This window comes from Pseudomonas sp. R3-52-08 (genome assembly GCF_003851745.1).
In the GTDB taxonomy this organism is placed as follows: Bacteria; Pseudomonadota; Gammaproteobacteria; order Pseudomonadales; family Pseudomonadaceae; genus Aquipseudomonas.
On the sequence record NZ_CP027730.1, the window covers coordinates 5,687,063 to 5,709,604 of the forward strand.

20 protein-coding genes and 1 pseudogene are annotated in these 22,542 nt (G+C 60.9%); 8 read left to right on the forward strand and 13 right to left on the reverse strand.

Annotated elements, in window-relative coordinates; genetic code table 11:
• The first annotated feature begins 7 nt into the window (after positions 1 to 7).
• The 3 genes from C4J91_RS26350 to C4J91_RS26360 are packed head-to-tail and all read left to right on the forward strand — an operon-like array spanning position 8 to position 2,047.
• A complete protein-coding gene (locus tag C4J91_RS26350) occupies positions 8 to 676 on the forward strand; it encodes an amino acid ABC transporter permease (RefSeq protein WP_124364912.1) in 669 nt (222 codons plus the stop codon).
• On the forward strand, positions 673 to 1,323 hold the full coding sequence (locus C4J91_RS26355; RefSeq protein ID WP_124364913.1) for an amino acid ABC transporter permease: 651 nt from the start codon (positions 673 to 675) through the stop codon (positions 1,321 to 1,323). Before C4J91_RS26350 ends, C4J91_RS26355 begins: the two co-directional genes overlap by 4 nt.
• On the forward strand, positions 1,310 to 2,047 hold the full coding sequence (locus C4J91_RS26360; protein ID WP_124364914.1) for an amino acid ABC transporter ATP-binding protein: 738 nt from the start codon (positions 1,310 to 1,312) through the stop codon (positions 2,045 to 2,047). Before C4J91_RS26355 ends, C4J91_RS26360 begins: the two co-directional genes overlap by 14 nt.
• Here the strand turns inward: C4J91_RS26360 and C4J91_RS26365 are convergent.
• The 4 genes from C4J91_RS26365 to C4J91_RS26380 form a co-directional block, all read right to left on the reverse strand.
• Positions 2,019 to 2,558, reverse strand: coding sequence for a hypothetical protein (locus C4J91_RS26365; protein ID WP_124364915.1), 540 nt, complete (start codon positions 2,556 to 2,558; stop codon positions 2,019 to 2,021). The two genes, C4J91_RS26360 and C4J91_RS26365, sit on opposite strands and share 29 nt — an antisense overlap.
• Positions 2,548 to 5,049, reverse strand: a complete 2,502-nt coding sequence (locus C4J91_RS26370) for a fimbria/pilus outer membrane usher protein (protein ID WP_124364916.1) — start codon at positions 5,047 to 5,049, stop codon at positions 2,548 to 2,550. The genes C4J91_RS26365 and C4J91_RS26370 overlap by 11 nt, the downstream gene beginning before the upstream one ends.
• Positions 5,050 to 5,056: 7 nt before the next feature.
• Positions 5,057 to 5,686, reverse strand: a complete 630-nt coding sequence (locus tag C4J91_RS26375; protein WP_256681697.1) for a fimbria/pilus chaperone family protein — start codon at positions 5,684 to 5,686, stop codon at positions 5,057 to 5,059.
• Between the two features lie 190 nt (positions 5,687 to 5,876).
• Positions 5,877 to 6,533: a DUF1120 domain-containing protein gene (locus C4J91_RS26380; RefSeq protein ID WP_124364917.1), complete on the reverse strand. Its 657-nt coding sequence runs from the start codon at positions 6,531 to 6,533 to the stop codon at positions 5,877 to 5,879.
• Positions 6,534 to 7,015: 482 nt separating this feature from the next.
• On the opposite strand from C4J91_RS26380, the gene ppx reads away from it, so the two are divergent.
• A complete protein-coding gene (gene ppx, locus C4J91_RS26385; protein WP_124364918.1) occupies positions 7,016 to 8,518 on the forward strand; it encodes an exopolyphosphatase in 1,503 nt (500 codons plus the stop codon).
• Between the two features lie 138 nt (positions 8,519 to 8,656).
• Here ppx and ppk1 read toward each other — a convergent pair whose 3' ends face one another.
• On the reverse strand, positions 8,657 to 10,879 hold the full coding sequence (gene ppk1 / locus C4J91_RS26390) for a polyphosphate kinase 1 (RefSeq protein ID WP_124364919.1): 2,223 nt from the start codon (positions 10,877 to 10,879) through the stop codon (positions 8,657 to 8,659).
• A 44-nt stretch (positions 10,880 to 10,923) separates the two neighbouring features.
• A pseudogene (locus tag C4J91_RS26395) lies at positions 10,924 to 11,172 on the reverse strand (porphobilinogen synthase); the annotation flags it as partial.
• 208 nt (positions 11,173 to 11,380) lie between these two features.
• Here C4J91_RS26395 and C4J91_RS26400 point away from each other — a divergent pair.
• Entirely contained in the window at positions 11,381 to 12,016 is a 636-nt protein-coding gene (locus C4J91_RS26400; RefSeq protein WP_124364920.1) for a DedA family protein, read from the forward strand.
• Here C4J91_RS26400 and C4J91_RS26405 read toward each other — a convergent pair.
• Complete coding sequence (locus C4J91_RS26405; protein ID WP_124364921.1) at positions 11,997 to 13,232, reverse strand: sterol desaturase family protein; 1,236 nt, start codon at positions 13,230 to 13,232, stop codon at positions 11,997 to 11,999. The two genes, C4J91_RS26400 and C4J91_RS26405, sit on opposite strands and share 20 nt — an antisense overlap.
• Positions 13,233 to 13,345: 113 nt before the next feature.
• On the opposite strand from C4J91_RS26405, the gene elbB reads away from it, so the two are divergent.
• On the forward strand, positions 13,346 to 14,011 hold the full coding sequence (elbB, locus tag C4J91_RS26410; RefSeq protein WP_124364922.1) for an isoprenoid biosynthesis glyoxalase ElbB: 666 nt from the start codon (positions 13,346 to 13,348) through the stop codon (positions 14,009 to 14,011).
• A 106-nt stretch (positions 14,012 to 14,117) separates the two neighbouring features.
• On the opposite strand, the gene C4J91_RS26415 is transcribed toward elbB, so the two are convergent.
• From C4J91_RS26415 to abc-f, 5 genes are all read right to left on the reverse strand, one after another.
• Complete coding sequence (locus C4J91_RS26415; RefSeq protein ID WP_124364923.1) at positions 14,118 to 14,573, reverse strand: YaiI/YqxD family protein; 456 nt, start codon at positions 14,571 to 14,573, stop codon at positions 14,118 to 14,120.
• Between the two features lie 2 nt (positions 14,574 to 14,575).
• A complete protein-coding gene (locus C4J91_RS26420) occupies positions 14,576 to 16,468 on the reverse strand; it encodes a cytochrome c/FTR1 family iron permease (protein ID WP_124364924.1) in 1,893 nt (630 codons plus the stop codon).
• A gap of 201 nt (positions 16,469 to 16,669) precedes the next feature.
• Entirely contained in the window at positions 16,670 to 17,302 is a 633-nt protein-coding gene (locus C4J91_RS26425) for a LysE family transporter (protein WP_124364925.1), read from the reverse strand.
• A gap of 88 nt (positions 17,303 to 17,390) precedes the next feature.
• Positions 17,391 to 17,963, reverse strand: coding sequence for a mechanosensitive ion channel family protein (locus tag C4J91_RS26430; protein WP_124364926.1), 573 nt, complete (start codon positions 17,961 to 17,963; stop codon positions 17,391 to 17,393).
• Entirely contained in the window at positions 17,963 to 19,873 is a 1,911-nt protein-coding gene (gene abc-f / locus C4J91_RS26435; RefSeq protein ID WP_124364927.1) for a ribosomal protection-like ABC-F family protein, read from the reverse strand. The genes C4J91_RS26430 and abc-f overlap by 1 nt, the downstream gene beginning before the upstream one ends.
• 50 nt (positions 19,874 to 19,923) lie before the next feature.
• On the opposite strand from abc-f, the gene C4J91_RS26440 reads away from it, so the two are divergent.
• The gene (locus C4J91_RS26440; RefSeq protein ID WP_177412760.1) at positions 19,924 to 20,388 is read left to right on the forward strand and encodes a TIGR02444 family protein; all 465 of its coding nucleotides are present in this window, start codon (positions 19,924 to 19,926) and stop codon (positions 20,386 to 20,388) included.
• Here C4J91_RS26440 and C4J91_RS26445 read toward each other — a convergent pair.
• Positions 20,385 to 21,632: an AlgP family protein gene (locus C4J91_RS26445; RefSeq protein ID WP_124364929.1), complete on the reverse strand. Its 1,248-nt coding sequence runs from the start codon at positions 21,630 to 21,632 to the stop codon at positions 20,385 to 20,387. The genes C4J91_RS26440 and C4J91_RS26445 overlap by 4 nt on opposite strands.
• Positions 21,633 to 21,823: 191 nt before the next feature.
• On the opposite strand from C4J91_RS26445, the gene C4J91_RS26450 reads away from it, so the two are divergent.
• Entirely contained in the window at positions 21,824 to 22,501 is a 678-nt protein-coding gene (locus tag C4J91_RS26450) for an FKBP-type peptidyl-prolyl cis-trans isomerase (protein ID WP_124364930.1), read from the forward strand.
• The last annotated feature ends 41 nt before the right edge of the window (positions 22,502 to 22,542 follow it).

A 22,542-nucleotide genomic window follows, 5' to 3' on the forward strand; every position in this document is an offset into this window, starting at 1 on the left:
CTGACTGATGGCGTATCAATTCGACTTTGTACCGGTGCTGGCCAACACCGACCTGTTGTTACGCGGCGCCCTGTTTACCCTTGAGCTGACGGCTATCGGCGCACTGCTGGGAGTGGCCCTGGGCACCGTCGGTGCGGTCGTGCGGGCATGGAAGATTCAGCCGTTCGCCTGGTGCTTTGGCGTGTATGTCGAGTTGATCCGCAACACGCCCTTTCTGGTGCAGCTGTTTTTCATCTTCTTCGGCCTGCCGTCCCTGGGCTTGAAAATCACCGAGTGGCAAGCTGCCGTACTGGCGATGGTGATCAACCTGGGGGCCTACTCCACGGAGATCATCCGTGCCGGCATCCAAGCCATACCGCGCGGGCAACTGGAGGCTGCGGCGGCATTGGCCATGACGCGTTTCGAAGCGTTTCGCCATGTGGTGCTGCTGCCGGCACTGGGCAAGGTGTGGCCGGCCCTGAGCAGCCAGATCATCATCGTGATGCTGGGCTCGGCAGTCTGTTCGCAGATCGCTACCGAAGAGCTGAGCTTTGCCGCCAACTTCATCCAGTCGCGCAATTTCCGCGCTTTTGAAACCTATGCCCTTACCACCCTGGTGTACCTGTGCATGGCGTTGATGATTCGCCAGTTGCTCAACTGGATCGGCCGCCGCTATGTGATGAGGAACAGCCGATGAGTGATTTTTCCTTCTGGGACATCGTGCGCAACCTGCTCACCGGCCTGCAATGGACGCTGTTGCTGTCGCTGGTGGCGTTCATAGGCGGCGGTGTGATCGGCCTGCTGGTGATGGCGATGCGCATCAGTCACAAGGCATTCCCGCGCAACGTCGCCCGCACCTATATCGAACTGTTCCAGGGCACGCCGCTGCTGATGCAACTGTTCTTGGTGTTTTTCGGTGTGGCATTGCTCGGGGTGGATATTTCGCCCTGGCTGGCGGCGGCCATCGCCCTGACCCTGTTTACCAGCGCCTACCTTGCCGAAATCTGGCGCGGCTGCGTTGACTCCATTGCCCACGGGCAATGGGAGGCATCGGCCAGCCTGGCGCTCAACCCCCTTGAACAACTGCGCTACGTGATCCTGCCACAGGCCCTGCGCATTGCCGTGGCGCCGACCGTGGGGTTTTCGGTGCAGGTGGTCAAAGGCACCGCCGTGACTTCGATCATCGGCTTTACCGAACTGACCAAGACCGGCGGCATGCTCGCCAATGCCACCTTCGAACCCTTCATGGTCTACGGCCTGGTGGCCCTCGGTTACTTCCTGCTCTGCTACCCCTTGTCCCTCAGTGCGCGCTACCTGGAAAGGAGACTGCATGCCTCTGCTTAGAATTTCTGCCCTGCATAAGTATTACGGCGATCACCATGTACTCAAGGGCATCGACCTCACCGTTGAAGAAGGCCAGGTGGTGGCGATCATCGGCCGCAGTGGCTCGGGCAAATCCACCTTGCTGCGTACCCTCAATGGCCTGGAGTCGATCAACGACGGCGTGATCGAAGTCGATGGCGAATACCTCGATGCCGCCCGCGCCGACCTGCGCAGCCTGCGGCAGAAGGTCGGGATGGTGTTCCAGCAGTTCAACCTGTTCCCGCACCTGACCGTCGGCGAGAACGTCATGCTCGCCCCGCAAGTGGTGCAGAAGGTGTCCAAGGCCAAGGCCGCGCAGTTGGCCAGGCAGATGCTGGAGCGGGTCGGCCTGGGGGAAAAGTTCGACGCTTTTCCGGACAGGCTGTCCGGTGGGCAGCAACAGCGCGTCGCCATAGCCCGCGCCCTGGCCATGTCACCCAAGGTGCTGCTGTGCGACGAAATCACCTCGGCCCTGGACCCGGAATTGGTCAATGAGGTGCTCAGCGTGGTGCGCCAACTGGCTAAAGATGGCATGACGCTGATCATGGTGACCCACGAAATGCGCTTCGCCCGGGAAGTCGGTGACAAACTGGTGTTCATGCACCAAGGCAAGGTGCATGAAGTGGGCGACCCCAAGGTCCTGTTTGCCAACCCGCAAACGCCGGAGCTCGCCAACTTCATCGGTTCAGTGGAACAGCCGGGCTGACCAGTTCAAAACGACCCTGCCCCTCCAGCGACGTCTGGCTTCGCACTTGCAGCGCCTCGGCGGGCAGGTCGGTGTCGATGTCGACCTGGGCGGTCAAGCGCTGACCTGTTACCGGCCTCCCTGCGACGCGTGCCGTCAGGACCTGGCCCGGTAATAACTGCCCAGCCGCACCACCGCCGGGCGGGTCCCAGTCGACGGCACGCCCATCCACCTGTGCATGCTTGAGGCTAAGCCGCAACCGCCCCTGTCGGCCAAAACGAAATGCTTGCCCATCGGCGGCACCGATAAAACGCAACGCCATCACCGACGGCTCGACGCACAACACGTTGAGCTGCAGCGTGCGCGTGGCGAGCGTCACCGTAGGGCTTTCCACCAGCGCCTCCCTGCGAATGACACCGTAGTCGATACGCGGTTGGCTCACGGACAACCGGCAGTTTTCGGCCCGCGCCCCCTGAACCAGCAACACCGTGCAAAACAGTGCACAGCCGAGGCTTTTAAACTTACCGCCCATGGCACACCGCCGCTGTTGTATCAAAGAACTTGTCATGATCAGGCTGGCCCCCGGATGGAATGTTCAGCAGGCAACTGGCAGAGTCCGGCAATGAAACCCTCAGGTCTTGCAAGTCGTTCACGTCGTTCAGAAAGATCATGCCTTCGCCCACTACGCTGGTCAGAAAACGATCGCCCTTGCCGAACACCGCAGCCCCCTGAGGCAGTGGCCGGCCTTGATCATCACTGGCGTTGACCAGCATGCGGCGCACGCTCACCACGTCGAATGCCACGGTGTTGACGGAACCGCGGCCTGCGGCGAGCACACGGGTGCCGTTCTTCAGGTCAACGCGCTTTGGCAAGGACTGGGTTTGCACTTCGATATGGCTGCTGCTGTAGGCAGGCAAGCCTGGAAGCACGGCCTGGCCGGTGAAGTCAGTCCACACCGGGCCTTGTGGGGTGTCGATCTTTGCAGAACCAATGTCGCCCACCGACGCAATACCAAACGTGTCCTGCACCGTGTAAGGCGAAAAGGTAATCCCTCCTTCATGAGCGACTACGCCACCTTGCAGTTGCCCGGTGTAACTGGTGCCCAACGGGTCGCGACTGACACCCAGACCGACTCGGGTGTAACGCGGCATGAGGTCTACCTGGCCGCGCATCGATTGCTCCTGCGCACTGAGGTCGCGCTCGACGCCCACTTCATAGTTCACATACTCATTGACCCGTTCAGTGAGCGCCGTGCCGGCACGGGACTGCCCCCCACGGCGGCTGATATAGCTGTTCACACGACGATCACCGCCCAGGGGCACGCTGACCTGCAACCGCAAGGACAAATCATCATCGAGGACGGTGTCGCGCCGGTTTCGATCCCGAGTGGCGTCGCGGCGTGCCTGAGTGCTGCCTACCTGCGAGTCGGCAATCAACGCAACATCGGCATAGCGAAACGACTTGTTCCATGAGGCGAACACGTGTTCGCTCGATTGCCCGTCAAATTGAGCGCTACGGGTATAGCCCAGGGAGAAGGCACCCAGGGTGGGGTCGACCCATGTCACGCCCGCCGTGTATTGATTCTTGAAGCGTGACGCCAGCACGTCGGCCGTGGTCGGGCGGCCGGCCTCGATCACCTCGCGATAGCCGCGGGTCTGGCTGGTTGCGCTGAGGTTGAGCTCGACATTGGTGGATACCGGGCTGCTTACGGACACGCTACTGCGTGAGCCGGACACGGCATGACGGCTGTCGCGGGACACGTTATGACGCGCGCCCACCGACACTCGCTGGAAAAACACGCTGCTCAACGTGCCACCTGCCGACCAATACTCGTCGGTACTCAACAAGCCGAAACCACCCGTTGAGTCGCGCCCCAGGCCCCACGTCCCGCTGCCCATGGCGACGACGGGCGACGGCCCCTCGCCCTGCGTCTCTTCACGTAGTTTGCCGAGGGACAAGTAATAACCGGGTGCCGCCGGCGCGGCGCCGGCGAACGAAGCCGCCGGCACCACGAAGCTACGTCGGCCCCCGCGTACATCGATCACACTGACCTCAAGGTCGCTTGTGCCATTGAGCAGCGGCAAACCGGTCAGCCGGAAAGGCCCTTCGGGCACCAGCGTACTGTGGATCAACACACCGGACTGACGCACCTCAATCCGCGACTGGCTGTGTGCCAGGCCTTCCACCACCGCGTTATTGCTGCCCGCCGGCACGCGCGACTGGCCGTCGGGGGAAAACTGCACACCCGACAGCTGGATGCCACCAAACAGCGGATTGTTGCTGGACAGCTGGCCCGCCTGGAAAGTCGAGCGCAACGCGGCGATATCCCGCTGCGCATAGGCATACAGGTGCTCGTTGTGCGTCACGCCGTTATCGGAGACATGGATTTGACGACTGCGAAGAATCCAATCTCCCAGGTTGAAACCCGCTTCGGTGTAAGCCGACACGAACCGGTTGTTCCCACTGCGCGAATGGCTGTCGAAACCCTGCACATCATAGTTGAACAAGCCCGCCGCACCGCCCCGGGCAAACTCCCCGGCCTCCCACTGCGGTTCGCGCAGTGATGAGGTGGGCACCACCAGCGCCACTTCATCGTTGCCAGGGCGCAGCCGCACCATGGTCGTGGGAAACGCCCCCAGAAAGTCATGGCATGCCTGGTCGGCAGTGGCGCCTTTGCGGACGATGGCAGTGGGTTTGACCAACCCGGCTTTGTCCAGCAATGCCGGGGTAAAGCACAATTGCCCAGTGGCATCGAACTGGGCGTCCACCAACCCGAGCGGGTTGCCGTTGACTTTCAACCCCACCACCTGGGTGCCCTCGCGAAAGCGCGCCGCCGTGCGGAAGTAGTCCGAGACTTTCGGGTCAATGCCATGCGTGGTCAGTGCCGCTAGGTCAATGCCCTCGCCCAGTTCCAAGGCAGGGGCAACGCCAGGCAAGCTCCACAGTGTTGCCATCCCCATGAGCAACGTGGGTCGGCGGGTCCATAAAAAAGCTCCGGTTCGGTGACTCGACAGGTTTGTCATGGGTCGATCAACCCCCGTCGGTATTGATCGGGGCCTGGTAGTTTTCTACCGAAAAGCCGTAGATCGTGGCCGGCTGAATCTCTATATCAGTCAGTTCCTCCAAGGGTCCTTCAACCTTCACCGCCAGCGCTTCGCCCGGCAAAATGTAGGTGCGCGGCAGCGTAGCCAGGGCTCCCTGTGGCAATAACCGAACCTGCGGAGCCATGCGCACCACATAAGCGCTATCGTTGTGGACCGTCAAACGTTGCCCTGTACGTCGCCACTTCAGCAGCTCCCAGGGCGCGTGATGAACCGGCAGGCCTTGGGGATGCAGGATCAGCGGTAAATTCTGCCGCAAGGTGATACCAATGGTCGCACCGCCCGCAGCACGCGCCTGGGGAATGCCCTCGAAAGACACGCGTTTGAGCCGCTGAGTCTTCAACGGGGCCTTCAACGTGCTGATGAAACGCACCAGTTGCGTTTCGCCCCCTTCCACCCGCGCTATAGGCGGCGTCACGATCAAAAGCGGTTCCACATCTTCCGGTATGTTTTCTATTACCGAATGCAGCAGCGCTGGAGCCGCGTCGGTATTCTTGATGTTTATCGTCGCTTCACCCTGCTCTTCGTTCAATACAATGACCGTGGTTTCCGGCAACATACCATCAGCCACCGCAACACTGACAAAGCACAAGAGCAACAGTGCATATAACAAACGCGTACTCTTTCTTACGGGATGACTAAGCACTCTGTGTTCCCCACAACCTTGAAGTTGACTATTGAGCGTCGGGCGCGCTTATAAAACAGCCGACCAGAAACACATGTTTCTTGATCGACTGTTGTTATGTCGCTTAGATGTAACTCAATTCAAGTGTTGCGCGCCCATCAAGGGTAACGTCACGACTCAGGTCCAGGTCCTGGCCTTTATTGATCACCGCGCGCACAGCAATCGTCCCGGTCAACTGGTTGATAGAGGCGGGTGTGGCGGCCGTGCTGCTGCGCCAGGAATATTGGCTAGGCGATTGTGCGACTTTGCCATCACTGTTCTGCCAGGCGCCAGCGCTGATCCGCATGATCGGAAACAGTGTTGCGGTCGGCGAGCGCAGGTCCCTGAGGGTAACGGCAAAGCCACCCGTTCTCCGGCCGGCCACAGTCCCCAACCCGAAGTTGTTCGCCTCGGTGTAACCACCCCCGAGCGCAGTGAGGATGCCCGTTACCTTGCTGCCGGCCTGCAGGTCGACAAATTTGAGCCCGAACTGGGCAGGCGTATTGCCACAGCTGACGGTGATAGGCGTGGTTTTTTCGGTGAGCGCGTTAAACGCCGTCTGGGACAGTTGGCCCGAAGGAATATCGCCGTAGTTGATAATGCCCCCGCCGCTCATACTGAGGTTACAGGCGGCGGGCTTGATGACCCCCCTGACGATCAGTTCTGCGCTGGTGGCAGCATGTGCGCCAATGTTTGCCGCCAGGCAAGCGAGACCCAGGGTCAATCCAACAATTTTTTTCATATTCGACCTGTCACTTGAAAGTTATCAGGTGCTCTCTACGTTCGTCTTGGCGGCTCCATCGCCAAACGGTTTATCTTCCTGGATGTCTACAACGACACATAAATAACACCAAGGCAAAATTGCCGGGTGACAGTGTGTCGCCTTGGTGCTTCATTAAAGAATCAGATAACGCCTGGGTTAATGTGAGAACTGTAAAACCTGCTGGTCATTTAAACCCAATTTAAAAGTAGGCTAAAACAAAATACCCGATGACATAATCAAACGCGTCCTGTAGGGAAAATCAAAACGCGCCTTTACTACGAGGCGAAGTTAAAACTCCTACAAAATTAATTCACTACTCCCCGCTTGTCATTCGATGACATCCTACATATCTCACAAATTACCCCCACAGACAGCCGCAGAAAAATTACCGAAGCACAACGCGTTGGCTCCAGCGGTCGATCGTGGCACGATGGCAAGGTTATCGACCGAGACCCCAAACCATGCCGCAATCCCAAGCCAAGAATCTGTCCCTGATCGCTGCCATCGACCTGGGCTCCAACAGCTTTCACATGGTCGTGGCCAAGGCCCAGAACGGTGAAATCCGCATCCTTGAGCGGCTCGGCGAGAAAGTGCAACTGGCTGCCGGGATCAACGACGAGCGCCAGCTCAATGAAGAGTCCATGCAGCGCGGCCTCGACTGCCTCAAGCGCTTTGCGCAACTGATCAACGGCATGCCGCCTGGCGCTGTACGAATAGTGGGCACCAACGCCTTGCGTGAAGCCCGTAACCGCAACGAATTCATCCATCGCGCCGAGGAAATCCTCGGGCATCCGGTAGAGGTTATTTCCGGTCGCGAGGAAGCACGCCTGATTTACCTCGGGGTCTCCCATACGCTGGCTGACACCCCGGGCAAACGCCTGGTGGCGGACATTGGCGGTGGCAGCACCGAATTCATCATCGGCCAGCGTTTCGAACCCCTGCTGCGCGAAAGCCTGCAGATGGGCTGCGTCAGCTACACGCAGCGTTATTTCAAGGACGGCAAGATCACCCCGGCGCGCTATGCCCAGGCCTACACGGCGGCGCGGCTGGAGATCATGAGCATCGAACACGCCCTGCACCGCCTGAGCTGGGATGAAGCCATCGGCTCTTCCGGCACCATCCGTGCCATCGGCCTGGCGCTGAAGGCCGGCGGCCATGGCACCGGCGAGGTGAATGCCGAAGGCCTGGCATGGCTCAAGCGCAAGCTGTTCAAGCTGGGGGATGCCGAGAAGATCGACTTCGACGGCATCAAGCCTGACCGCCGCGCCATCTTCCCCGCCGGCCTGGCGATTCTTGAAGCCATTTTCGACGCCCTCGAACTGCAACGCATGGACCACTGTGACGGCGCCCTGCGCGAAGGTGTGCTCTATGACCTGCTCGGTCGCCATCACCATGAAGATGTGCGTGAGCGCACCCTCAGCTCGTTGATGGAGCGTTACCACGTAGACGTGGAGCAAGCGGCGCGCGTAGAGCGCAAAGCCCTGCACGCCTTCGACCAGGTGGCCGACGACTGGGACCTGCAAAACGGCGTATGGCGTGAACTGCTGGGCTGGGCCGCCAAGGTGCACGAGGTGGGCCTGGACATCGCCCATTACCATTACCACAAGCACGGCGCCTACCTGATCGAACACTCGGACCTGGCCGGGTTCTCACGGGAAGACCAACAGATGCTCGCGCTGTTGGTGCGCGGCCACCGCCGCAATATTCCCAGGGACAAATTTGCCGAGTTCGGCAAAGACGGCATCAAGCTGATTCGCCTGTGCGCGCTGTTGCGCTTTGCCATCCTGTTCCACCACATCCGTGGCACCCAGGAAATGCCCCAGGTGAAGCTGCGCGCCGACGGCGACAGCCTGGAAGTGATGTTCCCCAAAGGCTGGCTGGATGAAAACCAGCTGACCCAGGCGGACTTCGCCCAGGAAGCGGAGTGGCTGACGCGGGTGGGGTTCAGCCTGAACCTGCATTAACCCGATCTAAACAGCACAGCAAAACAAAATGTGGGAGGGGGCTTGCTCCCGATAGCAGAGTATCAGTCAACAGATTCATCGACTGACCCACCGCTATCGGGAGCAAGCCCCCTCCCACATTTTTGACTGCGTTGGGTTTCAGTTCACCGTCAGGATCGGGCTGCCCAGCTTCTCCAGCAACGTGGCCTGCGCACTGCGCGGGTTCTGGTTGCCGGTCGGTGTGTTGCGCACATACCGCCCATCCGACTGCAGGCTCCAGCTGTGGGTGTTGTCGGTCAGGTAGCTTTCCAGCTCCTTCTTGACCCGCATGACCAGCTTCTTGCCCTCCACCGGGAAGCAGGTCTCCACGCGTTTGTCGAGGTTGCGCTCCATCCAGTCGGCGCTGGAGAGGAACATCTGCTCTTCGCCACCGTTCAGGAAATAGAACACCCGCGTGTGCTCCAGGAAGCGGCCGATGATCGAGCGCACATGGATGTTATGCGAGACGCCGACAATGCCCGGGCGCAGGCAGCACATGCCACGGACCACCAGGTCGATGCGCACGCCCGACTGGCTGGCCTTGTACAGCGCACGGATGATCTTCGGATCGGTCAGCGAGTTGAATTTGGCGATGATGTGCGCCGGCTTGCCCTCGAGGGCGAACTGGGTCTCGCGGGCAATCATGTCGAGCATGCCCTTCTTCAGGGTGAACGGCGCGTGCAGCAACTTCTTCATGCGCAAGGTCTTGCCCATACCGATGAGCTGGCTGAACAACTTGCCGACGTCTTCGCACAGGGCGTCGTCGGACGTCAGCAGGCTGTAGTCGGTATAGAGCTTCGCGTTGCCGGCGTGGTAGTTGCCGGTGCCCAAATGGGCGTAACGCACGATTTCACCGGCTTCGCGGCGCAGGATCAACATCATCTTGGCGTGGGTCTTGAAGCCGACCACGCCATAGATCACTACCGCACCGGCTGCTTGCAGGCGGCTGGCCAGCTGCAGGTTGGACTCCTCATCGAAGCGCGCTCGCAGCTCGATCACCACCGTGACTTCCTTGCCGTTACGCGCAGCGTCGACCAGGGCATCGACGATTTCCGAGTTGGCGCCGGAGCGATACAGCGTCTGGCGCACAGCCAGGACGTGCGGGTCCTTGGCGGCCTGGCGCAACAGGTCGACCACTGGGGTGAACGACTCGAAGGGGTGCAACAGCAGAATGTCCTGCTTGCTCACCACGCTGAAGATGTTCTCGCTGTTTTGCAGCAGTTTCGGGATTTGCGGTGTAAACGGCTTGTATTGCAGCTCCGGGTGGCTGTCCAGGCCGGTGATGCTGAACAGGCGCGTCAGGTTCACCGGGCCATTGACCTGGTACAGCTCGGATTCGGCCAGGTTGAACTGCTTGAGCAGGTAGTCCGACAAGTGTTTCGGGCAGGTATCCGCCACTTCCAGGCGCACCGCATCGCCGTAGCGCCGCGAAAACAGCTCTCCGCGCAGGGCACGGGCCAAGTCTTCGACGTCTTCGGAGTCCAGCGCCAGGTCGGCGTTGCGGGTCAGGCGGAACTGGTAGCAGCCCTTGACCTTCATGCCCTGGAACAGGTCATCGGCGTGCGCATGGATCATCGACGACAGGAATACATAATTATCGCCAGCGCCCCCTACTTCTTCGGGTACCTTGATGATTCGTGGCAACAGGCGCGGCGCCGGGATGATCGCAAGGCCCGAGTCGCGGCCGAAGGCGTCGATGCCTTCGAGCTCGACGATGAAGTTCAGGCTTTTGTTCACCAGCAACGGGAACGGGTGCGTCGGGTCGAGGCCGATCGGGGTGATGATCGGTGAAATCTCGTCACGGAAGTAACGGCGCACCCAGGTCTTGATCTTGGCGGTCCAGTGACGGCGACGGATGAAGCGGACCTGATGTTTTTCCAGTTCCGGCAGCAGGATATCGTTGAGGATCGCGTATTGGCGGTCCACATGGCCGTGCACCAGCTCGCTGATGCGCGCCAGGGCCTGGTGCGGTTGCAGGCCGTCGGCACCGGCTTGCTCACGGGCGAAGGTGATCTGCTTCTTGAGACCGGCGACGCGGATCTCGAAGAACTCGTCCAGGTTGCTCGAGAAGATCAACAGGAACTTGAGCCGCTCCAGCAACGGATAGGACTCATCCAGCGCCTGTTCCAGCACGCGAATGTTGAATTGCAGTTGGGACAGCTCGCGGTGGATGTACAGGCTGCTGTCATCCAGGTTGGTAACCACGGCCACTGGCGCCGGCGCCGGCGCTTCGGCGGCCACCACAGGCGGGGCAGGCTCAAGCTCCGGCGGGGTCTCGGTGACTTGTTCAACCACCGGATGAGCGTCTTTTACGGCAACGTCTGTAAGTCCTTCGGTATTCATCGAGTGTTCCTGTGAGGGCTATGGTTGCTCTCTAAGCAATTGGGCAGCGCCGGGATTCCCAGTTCCACCCAATGGGCGGCTTCTTCGAGCAGCAGGTCAATGCTCAAGCGCTCCACCCCCGGCATCGAGGCCACCGCTTCCCGGCGATTTTCACCGTCCAGCACGAATACCGGCAGGATCAGATCATTCGTCGTCAGTACATTTTCACGTACCAGACGGCGAGAAAAATCATCACGGCGGTTGCGACGCAGACGTGTGGCGGGGAATAGCCGGTTGGCGGGGGTAAAGCTCACGACAGACTCCTGAGCCCGCGTTTACGGGCGGGCGGTGCAGTTATAAGCGGCCATTATGACGAATGAATGACAGTTGTGCTTATCGATGCGACCTGAAGTCGCATTCGGCATTTGCGTAGGAATTGTTCACTTCGTGACACATCTCGATACTTTCATGAATCTTCGTGAAGGCGTAGGCTGCGCGTTCATTTCGCCAGCACCCTAGACCATGCTTCAACAATTTCTGCATGACTTCGGCTACTTTGCCCTCTTCCTCGGCACGTTCTTCGAAGGCGAGACCATCCTCGTGCTCGCAGGCTTCCTGGCGTTCCGTGGATACATGGATATCAACCTGGTAGTGGTCGTTGCCTTTTTCGGCAGCTACGCCGGCGACCAGCTGTGGTACTACATGGGGCGCAAGCACGGCCGCAAATTGCTGGCGCGCAAACCGCGCTGGCAATTGATGGGCGACAAGGCGCTGGAACATATCCGCAAGCATCCGGACATTTGGGTGCTGAGCTTTCGGTTCGTCTACGGTTTGCGCACGGTGATGCCGGTGGCGATTGGCCTGTCCGGCTACCCACCTCTGCGGTATTTGATCCTCAACGGTATCGGTGCGGCGATATGGGCTGCTGCGCTAGGGGCTGCGGCCTATCATTTCGGCGCGGTACTCGAAGGTATGCTCGGCAGTGTCAAGAAATACGAGCTGTGGGTGCTGGGCGCCTTGCTGGTGCTGGGCTTGGGCCTGTGGCTGCGACGCCGCGTCAAGAATGCCCGCATCGCCCGCGAGGCGTGTGCCGAAGCCAAGGCCCGGCTCGCTGCCGAACCCGCCCCGGTCGAACCCCCTAAGACGCCAGGCGAGTAACCCGGCTTCTGCAGCAGTAGAGGCCGATCACGCTGAGCAGGCTGTAGCTCAGCAGCGCCAGCCAGCCCAGCGTGCTGGCCGGCCATAGCCCGACCCACGGGGCCAGCCCTACCAACGGTAGATTCAGCCCCAGGCGCACCCCTTCCGCCTTCAGCGCCCACGGGCGATTCTCCAGTGCGATCCCCAATGTGAACAGCCCCAGGGCCATCGCGCTCCAGCCCACGACCAGCGCCGCCGTGGGCAGACCTTCTGCGAAATTCATCAAATAACTGCCAAACCCCACATAAGCCGCAAACTGCACGGCAACGTAGACCTGCTGGCGCGTATCCAGCGGCACCTCGAATTTGCGGAACTGGGCCAGGTCCGGCTTGGTCATCGGGTACCTGGCTTTCACGTCGGCAGGGCGCCAGCCAGTGCGCATGAACCAGATGCGCAGCTTGTCCCAGCGGTTCTCAGTACGACGGGCATCGCTCCACAACTGCGCATAAAACTGCAGGTTCGCCCACAGCGGATTCCAACTGGCCAGGGGCGTGGTCACGCCGAAGATCACCGGTTCGTTGTCGTCCTCTTCCTGGAATGTGCCGAACAGCCGGTCCCAAAAAATGAACACCCCGCCATAGTTGCGATCCATGTAGAGGGCGTTCTGCGCGTGGTGGGCACGATGATTGGACGGTGTAACGAAGAACACCTCAAACCAGCCGAGCTTGGACACGTGACGTGTATGCACCCAGAATTGATACAGCAGGTTGAGCGAAGCCACACTGACGAACACCACCAACGGCACACCGAGCACCGCCAGGGGCAGGTAGAAGATCCAGCTCAACAAAAAGCCGGTACTGGTCTGACGCAATGCGGTGGTGAGGTTGTAGTCCTCGCTCTGGTGGTGCACTGAGTGCGCAGCCCACAGGATATTGCGCTCATGGCCCAGGCGATGCAGCCAGTAGTAGCAGAAGTCGTAGAGCACAAAGGCGCACCCCCAGGTCCACACGCTTTGGGCCGACCATTCGATCAGCGCCAGGTGCTTGAGGGCGAATGCATAGGTAAGCAAACTCACGCCTTTGGTCAGTAACCCGGTGGTGGTAGACAGCACGCCGGTGCTGAGGCTGTTGATAGCGTCGGCTACTCGATAGTTGCGCGCACCGCGCCAGCGGTCAGCCAGCAGCTCCACCACGATCAAGGCAATGAAAAACGGTACCGCGTAAGGCACGAAGTCCATGGGCTAGTCCGGTCTATTTTTGTTACATCAGATTAGTGCAGTCCCATGAGATCCCATTGGCAACAGGTTACAAATTAGTAGACATTTAACGCCATGAATCAGGAGAAATGCCCATGAGCAAAAAGATTGCAGTGATCCTTTCCGGCTGTGGCGTGTACGACGGTGCAGAAATCCATGAAAGCGTGATCACCTTGCTGCGCCTGGACCAGCGCGGCGCTCAGGTGGAGTGCTTTGCGCCAGATATTGCGCAACTGCATGTGATCAACCACCTTACCGGCGAAGAAATGCCCGAATCGCGCAATGTGTTGGTGGAGTCAGCGCGCATCGCCCGAGGCGCGGTGAAAGATATCCGTGAGGCCAACGTGGCTGACTTCGATGCGCTGATCGTGCCTGGCGGGTTTGGCGCGGCGAAGAACCTGTCGAATTTCGCAGTGGAAGGCGCCGGCTGCAGCGTCAATCCGCAGGTGCTGGAGCTGGCGGAAGCCTTTGCCGAAGCGGGCAAGCCGGTGGGGCTGATCTGCATTTCCCCGGCCCTGGCCGCAAAAATCTACGGCCCGGGCGTGATCTGCACCATCGGCAACGATACCGACACCGCAGCGGCCTTGGACAAAATGGGCGCTACCCACCAGGAATGCACGGTGGAAGATATCGTCGAGGACAAGGCACGCAAGTTGGTGAGTACACCGGCGTATATGCTGGGCAAAAATATCAGCGAGGTGGCGTCGGGCATCAACAAGCTCGTGGACCGGGTGCTTGAACTGACCCACGAAGACGACTAACGCCCTCTTTCTGTAGGAGCGAGCTTGCTCGCGAAGAACCTGAGAGCGCCGCGTTCATCCAGAGTGCCCGCGTTATCGTTGCTGTTCTTCGCGAGCAAGCTCGCTCCTACACAGGCTTCATCAAACGGGTAAGCAGGCGGTCCAGCGCGTTGGCGAACGCCTGTTTGTCCTTCTCGCTGTGCGGCGGTGGCCCGCCGCCCATCTGGCCTTGCTCGCGCAAGTCGGTGAACAGGTTACGCACTGCCAGGCGCTCACTCATGTTCGCCGGGCTGAACTCTTTGCCGCGCGGGTCGAGGGCCGTGACACCCTTCTTGACCAGGCGGTCCGCCAGGGGCACATCGCTGCAGATCACCAACTCGCCCGGCATGGCGTGCTCTACCAGGTAGTCATCGGCCGCATCGGGACCACTGGGCACCACGATCAGCTTCACACAGGCAAAGCTGGGTTTGATCTGGCTCTGGCCGGCCACCAGCACCACGTCAAACTGGCGCTTGAGGGCGAACTTCACCACCTGATCCTTGGCCGCCCGCGGGCAGGCGTCCGCATCGATCCACACCCGCATGACTATGCCGCCACCCGCTTCTCGGCCAGGCGACTGCGGCCATACAGCACCACAATCGCCAGGATCGCCACGGCCTGCGCACTCAACGAATACGCATCGGCGTGGATGCCCAGCCAGTCGAAGTCAAAGAACGCCACCGGCCGCGTGCCGAAGATGCCCGCTTCCTGCAGTGCCTTCACGCCATGCCCGGCGAACACCACCGACAGTGCGCACAGCAGCGCGGCGTTGATGCCGAAGAACAGCGCCAACGGCAGCTTCGCCGAACCGCGCAGGATCACCCAGGCCAGGCCCACCAGCAGCACCAATGCGGTGGCGCCACCCGCCAGCACCGCGTTGTGCCCGGCCGGACCGGCTTGCAGCCACAGGGTTTCGTAGAACAGGATCACTTCGAACAGCTCGCGGTACACCGAGAAGAAGGCCAGCAGCGCAAAGCCGAAACGCCCACCACCGCCCACCAGGCTGCTCTTGATGTAGTCCTGCCAGGCCGCCGCGTGACGCCGGTCGTGCATCCATACGCCCAGCCACAGCACCATCACGCTGGCGAACAGCGCCGTGCAGCCTTCCAGTAATTCACGCTGGGCGCCGCTGACATCAATCACATACGCCGCCAGCGCCCAGGTAGCCAAGCCGGCCAACAGCGCCAGGCCCCAGCCGACGTTGACGCTGCGCACCGCCGATTGCTGGCCGGTGTTACGCAGGAAGGCCAGGATCGCGGCCAGCACCAGGATCGCTTCCAGGCCTTCGCGCAGCAGGATCAACAAACCGGAGATGTAGCTCAACGACCAGCTCAAGCCATCGCCGCCGAGCAAGCCGGCCGACTCGCTGAGCTTGCCCTTGGCCGCGTCCAGGCGCTGTTGCACCTGTTCGATCGGCAGCCCGTCCTGCAAGGACTGGCGGTAGGCCATCAGCGCCTTCTCGATGTCTTTGCGCACGTTGGCGTCGACGTTATCCAGCGAGCTTTCCACCAGCTCGAAGCCTTCCAGGTAAGCGGCTACCGACAAGTCATAGGCTTGTTCGTGGTCGCCGTTACGGAACGCGGCCAGGCTTTTGTCCAGGGTGGCAGCGGTGTAGTCGAGCAACTGTGCCGGGCCACGCTTGACCTGCGGCGGCTGTGCGCGTTGGGCGCGGAAGGTCGCTGCCACTGCCGGGCCATTTGCGGCCAGTACTTCGTTGGGCGTCTGGCGCGCCAGGTCGGCCAGGTTGAAGGTGTGCTCGCTGTTGACCGCAGCCGGGTCAGCCGTGAAACCTGCGATGTAGGTGGCGAGGTCCCAGCGCTGGCGGTCATCCAACTGATCGGCAAAGGACGGCATGTCGGTGCCTTCGACACCCAGGCCCAGGGTGTTGTAGATCGCGTAGAGGCTCAGGCGATCCAGGCGCGTGGCATCGCGCAGGTTAGCGGGCGGCGGGGTCATGCCCATGCCGGCCGGGCCATCGCCAGCGCCGGCCGTGCCGTGGCACACCGAACAATGCTGGGCATACAGCGGCGCACCGCGCGTAGGGTCGGGAGTGATCGCCGGCGCTTGGCTGACTTCATACGCCACCGCCAGCCTGGCGCCCAACTGACGGGCCTGGTGGGCGACAGTTGCGCCGTCTGCATGGGCGGTGACTGCCGCGAGCAGCTCATCGACGCCCTTGATCAACTCGATGCGTTCGGGTTTTTCCGGCAGTTGCGCAACCAGACTCTGCAACACGCCCAAGAACTCCACCTGTTCGCGAAATTCCGATTCGTCCACCACCTTGCCCGCCTCCACAGTAGGCGGATAGTCGGCGCCAATGTAGTCAAGCAGATGCAACGCCTGGGGTGCGCCTTCGGCCGTCGCGGCCAACAGATTGAAGCTGCACGACATCAACGCCGGCAGCACCAGCCAGGCGAGAAAACGGAAGGGGGGAGTCATGAATGAATCTCAAGTGGAAATACGAAGTAACACTATTGTTCAGCTTTAACAGATTTGACTCAAGATGTTATTTGGCATTGCCACAAAACCAATGTGGGAGGGGGCTTGCCCCCGATAGCGGTGGTTCAGCTAGCGATGAGCTGACTGATACCCCGCCATCGGGAGCAAGCCCCCTCCCACATTTTGATCCGGTTTCGTCAATTACGCCGTGGCGCGATGCAGGCTGGCGAGGAAACCTGCGGCGCCGACGAACAATCCGGCGAACGTGCGGTTCACGCGCTTCTGCTGCTTGGGCGAGCGCAACAGGCGCAGGACTTTCGAGGCCAACCCCGTATAACCGGCCATCACGATCATATCGACGCTGATCATCGTTGCACCAATGATCAGGTACTGGACCGCCAACGGTGCCTGTGGATTCACGAACTGCGGCAATACCGCGAGCATGAACACCAATGCCTTCGGGTTGCTGGCGTTGACCAGAAAACCACGGAACATCATGGCCATCGGCTTGCCAATCGGGCGCACCGCAGCGTCATCGGTCATGTCCATGGGCAAGGCGCGCCATTGCTTGATGGCCAGGTAGACCAGGTACGCCACGCCAAACCATTTGATCGCATAAAACGCGGTGGAGGACGTCGCCAGGATGGCACCCAAGCCGCCCGCCACCACGGCAATCTGCATCGCCAGGCCCAGCTGCAGGCCAATGGCGTTCCAGTAACCGCGTACGAAACCGTATTGCAGGCCGCTGGACATCGAGGCGATGGCGCCCGCGCCGGGGGAAAGGGAGATGATCCAACTGGCCAGGAAAAAGGCCAGCCACGTGTCGAGTGCCATTGCACACCTCAGGAAGGAGTTTGCGGTTGTGCCTTAAGCTAACGCTGCCGGCCAAAGGCTGGCTATCAATTTTTGCAGGCGGTGATTTCTAACGGTCGCCAGGGAACACATGGGTACCGGGCCAACGCCGCACCGAGCGCTGGAAGAACAGGCTGTTGGGCACTTGTACCATCGCGCTGTCCGTACCGGCCTCTGCCACCTCGACCAGCGTGGTATAGAGCAGGTTGATCGCCACGACGCGCCCTTTCACACCGGGCTTGTCGACAGTGTCCACCAATTCGACGATGTCGCCGAGGCGGAACGGCCCCACAGTGAAGATCAAGATCGCGCACAGCAGATTGGACAGCACCGACCACATGGCGAAGAACGCCACCGCCGCCACTGCCACAAACCCTGACAGCGCCGTCCACAGCACCGTGGCGGATACGCCCAGACGGCCCAATACGAAGATCAGCGCGCTGCCCATGATCAGCCAACGCAGGCCACCGCGCAGTGGCATCAACAACTGTGGAGGGAACGGATAGCGCTCACCCAGACGGGTCAGGCCCTGGGCGACAAAACGCTGGGCAAGGTAACCCGCCAGCAGGATCAGCAGAATTTGCACGCCGATCCACACAGGCTCAATCCATTGCGCCGGCAAAGGCAGCTGCAACGCTTCCATCAGGACAGCGCCTCCAGCTCCGCTTGCAGGGTTTCAAGCACTTCGAGGGCTTCCATCCAGGATTCCTCCAGTTGCCCTTCTCGCACCTTGAGCCGGGCCTGTTCGGCCAGCAGGTCGCGCAGTTCATCCTTGCGCGCAGCCTCGTACACAGCGCTGTCGCCCAGGCTGGTCTCGATCTTGGCCAGGCGCTCGTGCACCTTGCCCAACTCGACCTCCAGCTTGTCGGCTTCGCGCTTGTGTGGCGCCAACTGCTGACGCAGTGCGGCGGCAGCCTGGCGCTGGGCTTTCTTGTCGGTCTTGTCCGGGTTGATCGGTGTGTTGCTGGCCGGCGCATTGCGCAGACGGTAGTCGGTCAGCCAGCGCGCATAGTCGTCCAGGTCGCCGTCGAATTCCTCGACCTTGCCGTCGGCCACCAGCAGGAAGTTATCAGTGGTGCTTTTGAGCAGGTGGCGATCGTGAGACACCACCAGTACCGCGCCACTGAATTCCTGCAGGGCCATGGTCAGCGCCAGGCGCATTTCCAGGTCCAGGTGGTTGGTCGGCTCGTCGAGCAGCAGCAGGTTCGGGCGGTCCCAGGCGATCAGGGCCAGGGCCAGGCGGGCCTTTTCGCCACCGGAAAAATTCAGCACCGGCTCATCGATACGCGCGCCACGGAAGTCGAAACCCCCGAGGAAATCACGCAAGGTCTGTTCGCGCTCGGTGGGCGCCAGGCGTTGCAGGTGCAACAGCGGGCTCGCCTTGGAATCCAGCGAGTCCAGTTGATGCTGGGCGAAGTAGCCCACCACGGTGTTCTCGCCGCGCGTCAGGCGGCCGGCCAAGGGCTCCAGTTCACCCGACAGGTTCTTGATCAGCGTCGACTTGCCCGCGCCGTTAGGCCCCAGCAAACCGATACGCGCGCCAGGCGTGAGCTGCAGCTTGACCTTTTCGAGGATGGTCTTGTCGCCATAACCCAAGCGTGCATCCGACAGATCGAGCAAGGGGCTGGAGATTTTCACCGACTCACGGAACACGAAGTCGAACGGCGAATCGACATGGGCCGCCGACAGCTCTTCCATGCGCTCCAGCGCCTTGATCCGACTCTGGGCCTGCCGCGCCTTGGTGGCCTGGGCCTTGAACCGGGCGATGTAGCTTTCCATATGCGCGCGCTGCGCCTGCTGCTTCTCGAAAGCTTGTTGCTGCTGGGCCAGGCGTTCGGCACGGGCGCGCTCGAAGGCGGTGTAGCCACCCCGATAGAGCGTGATTTTCTTCTGTTCGACATGGGCGATATTGTCGACCACGGCATCGAGGAAATCCCGGTCGTGGGAAATCAGCAACAGGGTGCCCTGATAGTTCTTGAGGAAGTCTTCCAGCCACAGGATCGCATCAAGGTCCAAGTGGTTGGTCGGCTCGTCGAGCAGCAACAGGTCCGAGGGACACATCAGCGCCTGGGCCAGGTTCAGGCGCATGCGCCAGCCGCCAGAGAAGTCGGCGACCGGGCGATCCATCTGTTCGTTGGTAAACCCAAGGCCTGCGAGCATCTTGCGGGCGCGGGCGTCGGCGGTGTAGCCGTCGGCGCTGTCCAGCTCCGAATGCAGACGGGCCTGGGCGGCGCCGTCCTGGGCTTGCTCTGCGGCGGCGAGGTCGTGTTGCACCTGACGCAGGCGTAGGTCGCCATCGAGCACGTAGTCGATCGCGATGCGGTCCAGGGTGTCGATCTCCTGGCGCATATGTGCGATGCGCCAGTCGGCCGGCAGCAGGCAGTCCCCGGAATCCGGGGTCAGCTCACCCAGCAACAGGGCGAACAACGTGGATTTGCCGGCGCCATTGGCACCGATCAGGCCGGCTTTGTGACCGGCGTGCAGGGTCAGCTCGGCATCTTCAAGAAGACGCTGCGGGCCACGCTGTAATGTTAGGCTTTGAAGTCGGATCATAATGGCGGCGGAGTCTACCAGCTTCGTTGGCCGCTGGCTTGGGTGTGAATATGTGCGCTGACCTGTGGAGCTTTGCCCTCTCGACTTACGCCCGGCCCGGCGTGGAGGCTGCTTGCCTGCGGTTGCAGGCGCAAGGCGCGGATGTGTGCCTGTTGCTGTGTGGTGCGTGGCTGGAGCAACGGGGGGTGGCGCGGTTGCCCGAACGCGTGGTGGCGCTGCAGCAGCTTGCGCGGCCATGGCGCACGCGTGTCGTCGAACCCTTGCGCGAAGTCCGCGTGCAATGGCGGGCGCTGGCACAGCAGGATGCGCAGTTGGCTGAATTACGGCGTCAGGTCAAAGCATTGGAACTGGAGGCCGAGCGAGCATTACTGACACGCCTGGAAGCGCTGGCGAAGACATGGCCGACCAACGAGGGGAAAGGCCAATACGAATGGCTTGAAGACCTGGCAAGCGAAGCCGCCGACCTTGACCACAACGCGCTGCAGCAGCTGCGCGTTGGGGTCACCCGCACTTAGGAAGCGCTGGTTGGGGTGGTGCTTGGCGCTATCGGTGCAGAGGTGCTGCTGGCCGATGCGGTTGGAGCGGAGGACGTTGCCGGGGTAGCGGCAGGTGCTGCAGGAGTTGCTGGCTTTGCAGGGGCTGGTTTTGCCGCAGCTGGCTTGGCAGCAGTGGTTTTAGCAGCTGGCTTCGCGACTGGTTTCGCAGCAACGGTTTTAGCGGCTGGCTTGGCGGCTGGTTTCGCAGCAGCGGTTTTGGCAACTGACTTGGCAGCTGGTTTCGCAGCAGCGGTTTTGGCAACTGGCTTGGCGGCTGGTTTCGCAGCAGCAGTTTTGGCAGCTGGCTTGGCGGCTGGTTTCGCTGCAGCAGTTTTAGCCGCTGGCTTGGCGGCTGGTTTCGCAGCAGCAGTTTTGGCAGCTGGCTTGGCGGCTGGTTTCGCTGCAGCAGTTTTAGCCGCTGGCTTGGCGGCTGGTTTCGCAGCAGCGGTTTTGGCAGCTGGCTTGGCGGCTGGTTTGGCTGCAGCAGTTTTAGCCGCTGGCTTGGCGGCTGGTTTCGCAGCAGCGGTTTTGGCAGCTGGCTTGGCGGCTGGTTTGGCTGCAGCAGTTTTAGCCGCTGGCTTGGCGGCTGGTTTCGCTGCAGCAGTTTTGGCAGCTGGCTTGGCGGCTGGTTTCGCTGCAGCGGTTTTGGCAGCTGGCTTGGCGGCTGGTTTCGCAGCAGCGGTTTTGGCAACTGGCTTGGTGGCTGGTTTCGCAGCAGCAGTTTTAGCAGCTGGCTTGGCGGCAATTTTAGCCGGCGCCTTCGCTGCAACAGCTTTGCTGGCTGGCTTTTTGGCCGCGCTGGCGGTGACGGCTTTTGCCGGCGTACGCGCGCCAAGGGCCTTGGAGACGGCTTCTTTCACACGACCAATGCCCTGGGCCAGTTTCAGGCTTTCCTGAGCGTCTTTTTTGAGCTGGGAAATGTAGGTGCGGGTTTCGGTTTGACGGTCCTTGAGGGCGTCCAGCAGGTCCTCAAGTTCGTTAACTGCGTCTTTGGCCTTGGCTTGTGCCTTGGCTTTACCGGCAGTGGCGGCGTCTTGCAATTTGGTGCGGGATTTGTGCAGCTTTTCTTGCGCTTTGCCGCGTTGTTTTTCCAGTTTGGCGAGCAGTTTTTCTGCATCGGCCAAGGCCTGGGAACAAGCGCTTTCCAGATGTTCGAGCAAGCTGCCCGACAATTGTTGGAGTAAGTGCAACGGGGTATTTACAGGCTTCTGTTTGGCCGACATGGTTTACCTCCTGGCTGACGTGGGTGCGGCTCATACTAGCCCTCTGCTCTTACCGCCGCTAGGCCATGTTGACAGTATCGTTTGCGTTGCGTTGCAACGTACGAAAATTCTTATCGATATAACAGAAAACCACCCCACTGCTCAGCCACTCGCGCTGGCATAATCCGTCGCACTTTCGGCGGAGAACACCCATGTCGCGTTACCTTTTCCTAGTGCTTGGCCTGGCGATTTTCAGCGCCGATGCGAGCGAGCAATCGCCGCCAAAAACCGCTGCGCAAGACCAGCACGACCTCGCCTACAGCCTGGGCGCCAGCCTCGGTGAGCGTCTGCGCCAGGAGGTGCCCGACTTGCAGATCCAAGCCTTGGTCGACGGCCTCAAACAAGCCTACCAAGGCAAACCATTGGCACTGGATGACATCCGCATCGAACAGATTCTTGCTCAGCATGAGGCACAGAACGCCACCGACGCCCAAGTGCCGCAGAGCGAAAAAGCACTCGCTGCCGAACAGCAATTTTTGTCGAAGGAAAAAGCTGCAAAGGGTGTGCGCGAATTGGCGGACGGCATCCTGCTCACCGAGTTGACGCAGGGTACCGGTAACAAGCCGTTGGCAACTGATGAAGTGCAGGTGAAATACGTGGGTCGACTGCCCGATGGAAGCGTGTTCGATCAGAGCGCACTACCCCAATGGTTTCGCCTGGACAGCGTGATCAGTGGCTGGAGCAGTGCATTGCAACAGATGCCGGTGGGCGCGAAATGGCGCCTGGTCATTCCCTCGGCCCAAGCCTATGGCGCGGACGGCGCAGGCGAATTGATTGCGCCCTACACACCCCTGGTCTTCGAAATCGAGTTACTCGGAATCCGCCACTGACGCATAAAAAAACGGTGCGTCAAGCGCACCGTTTTTATCTC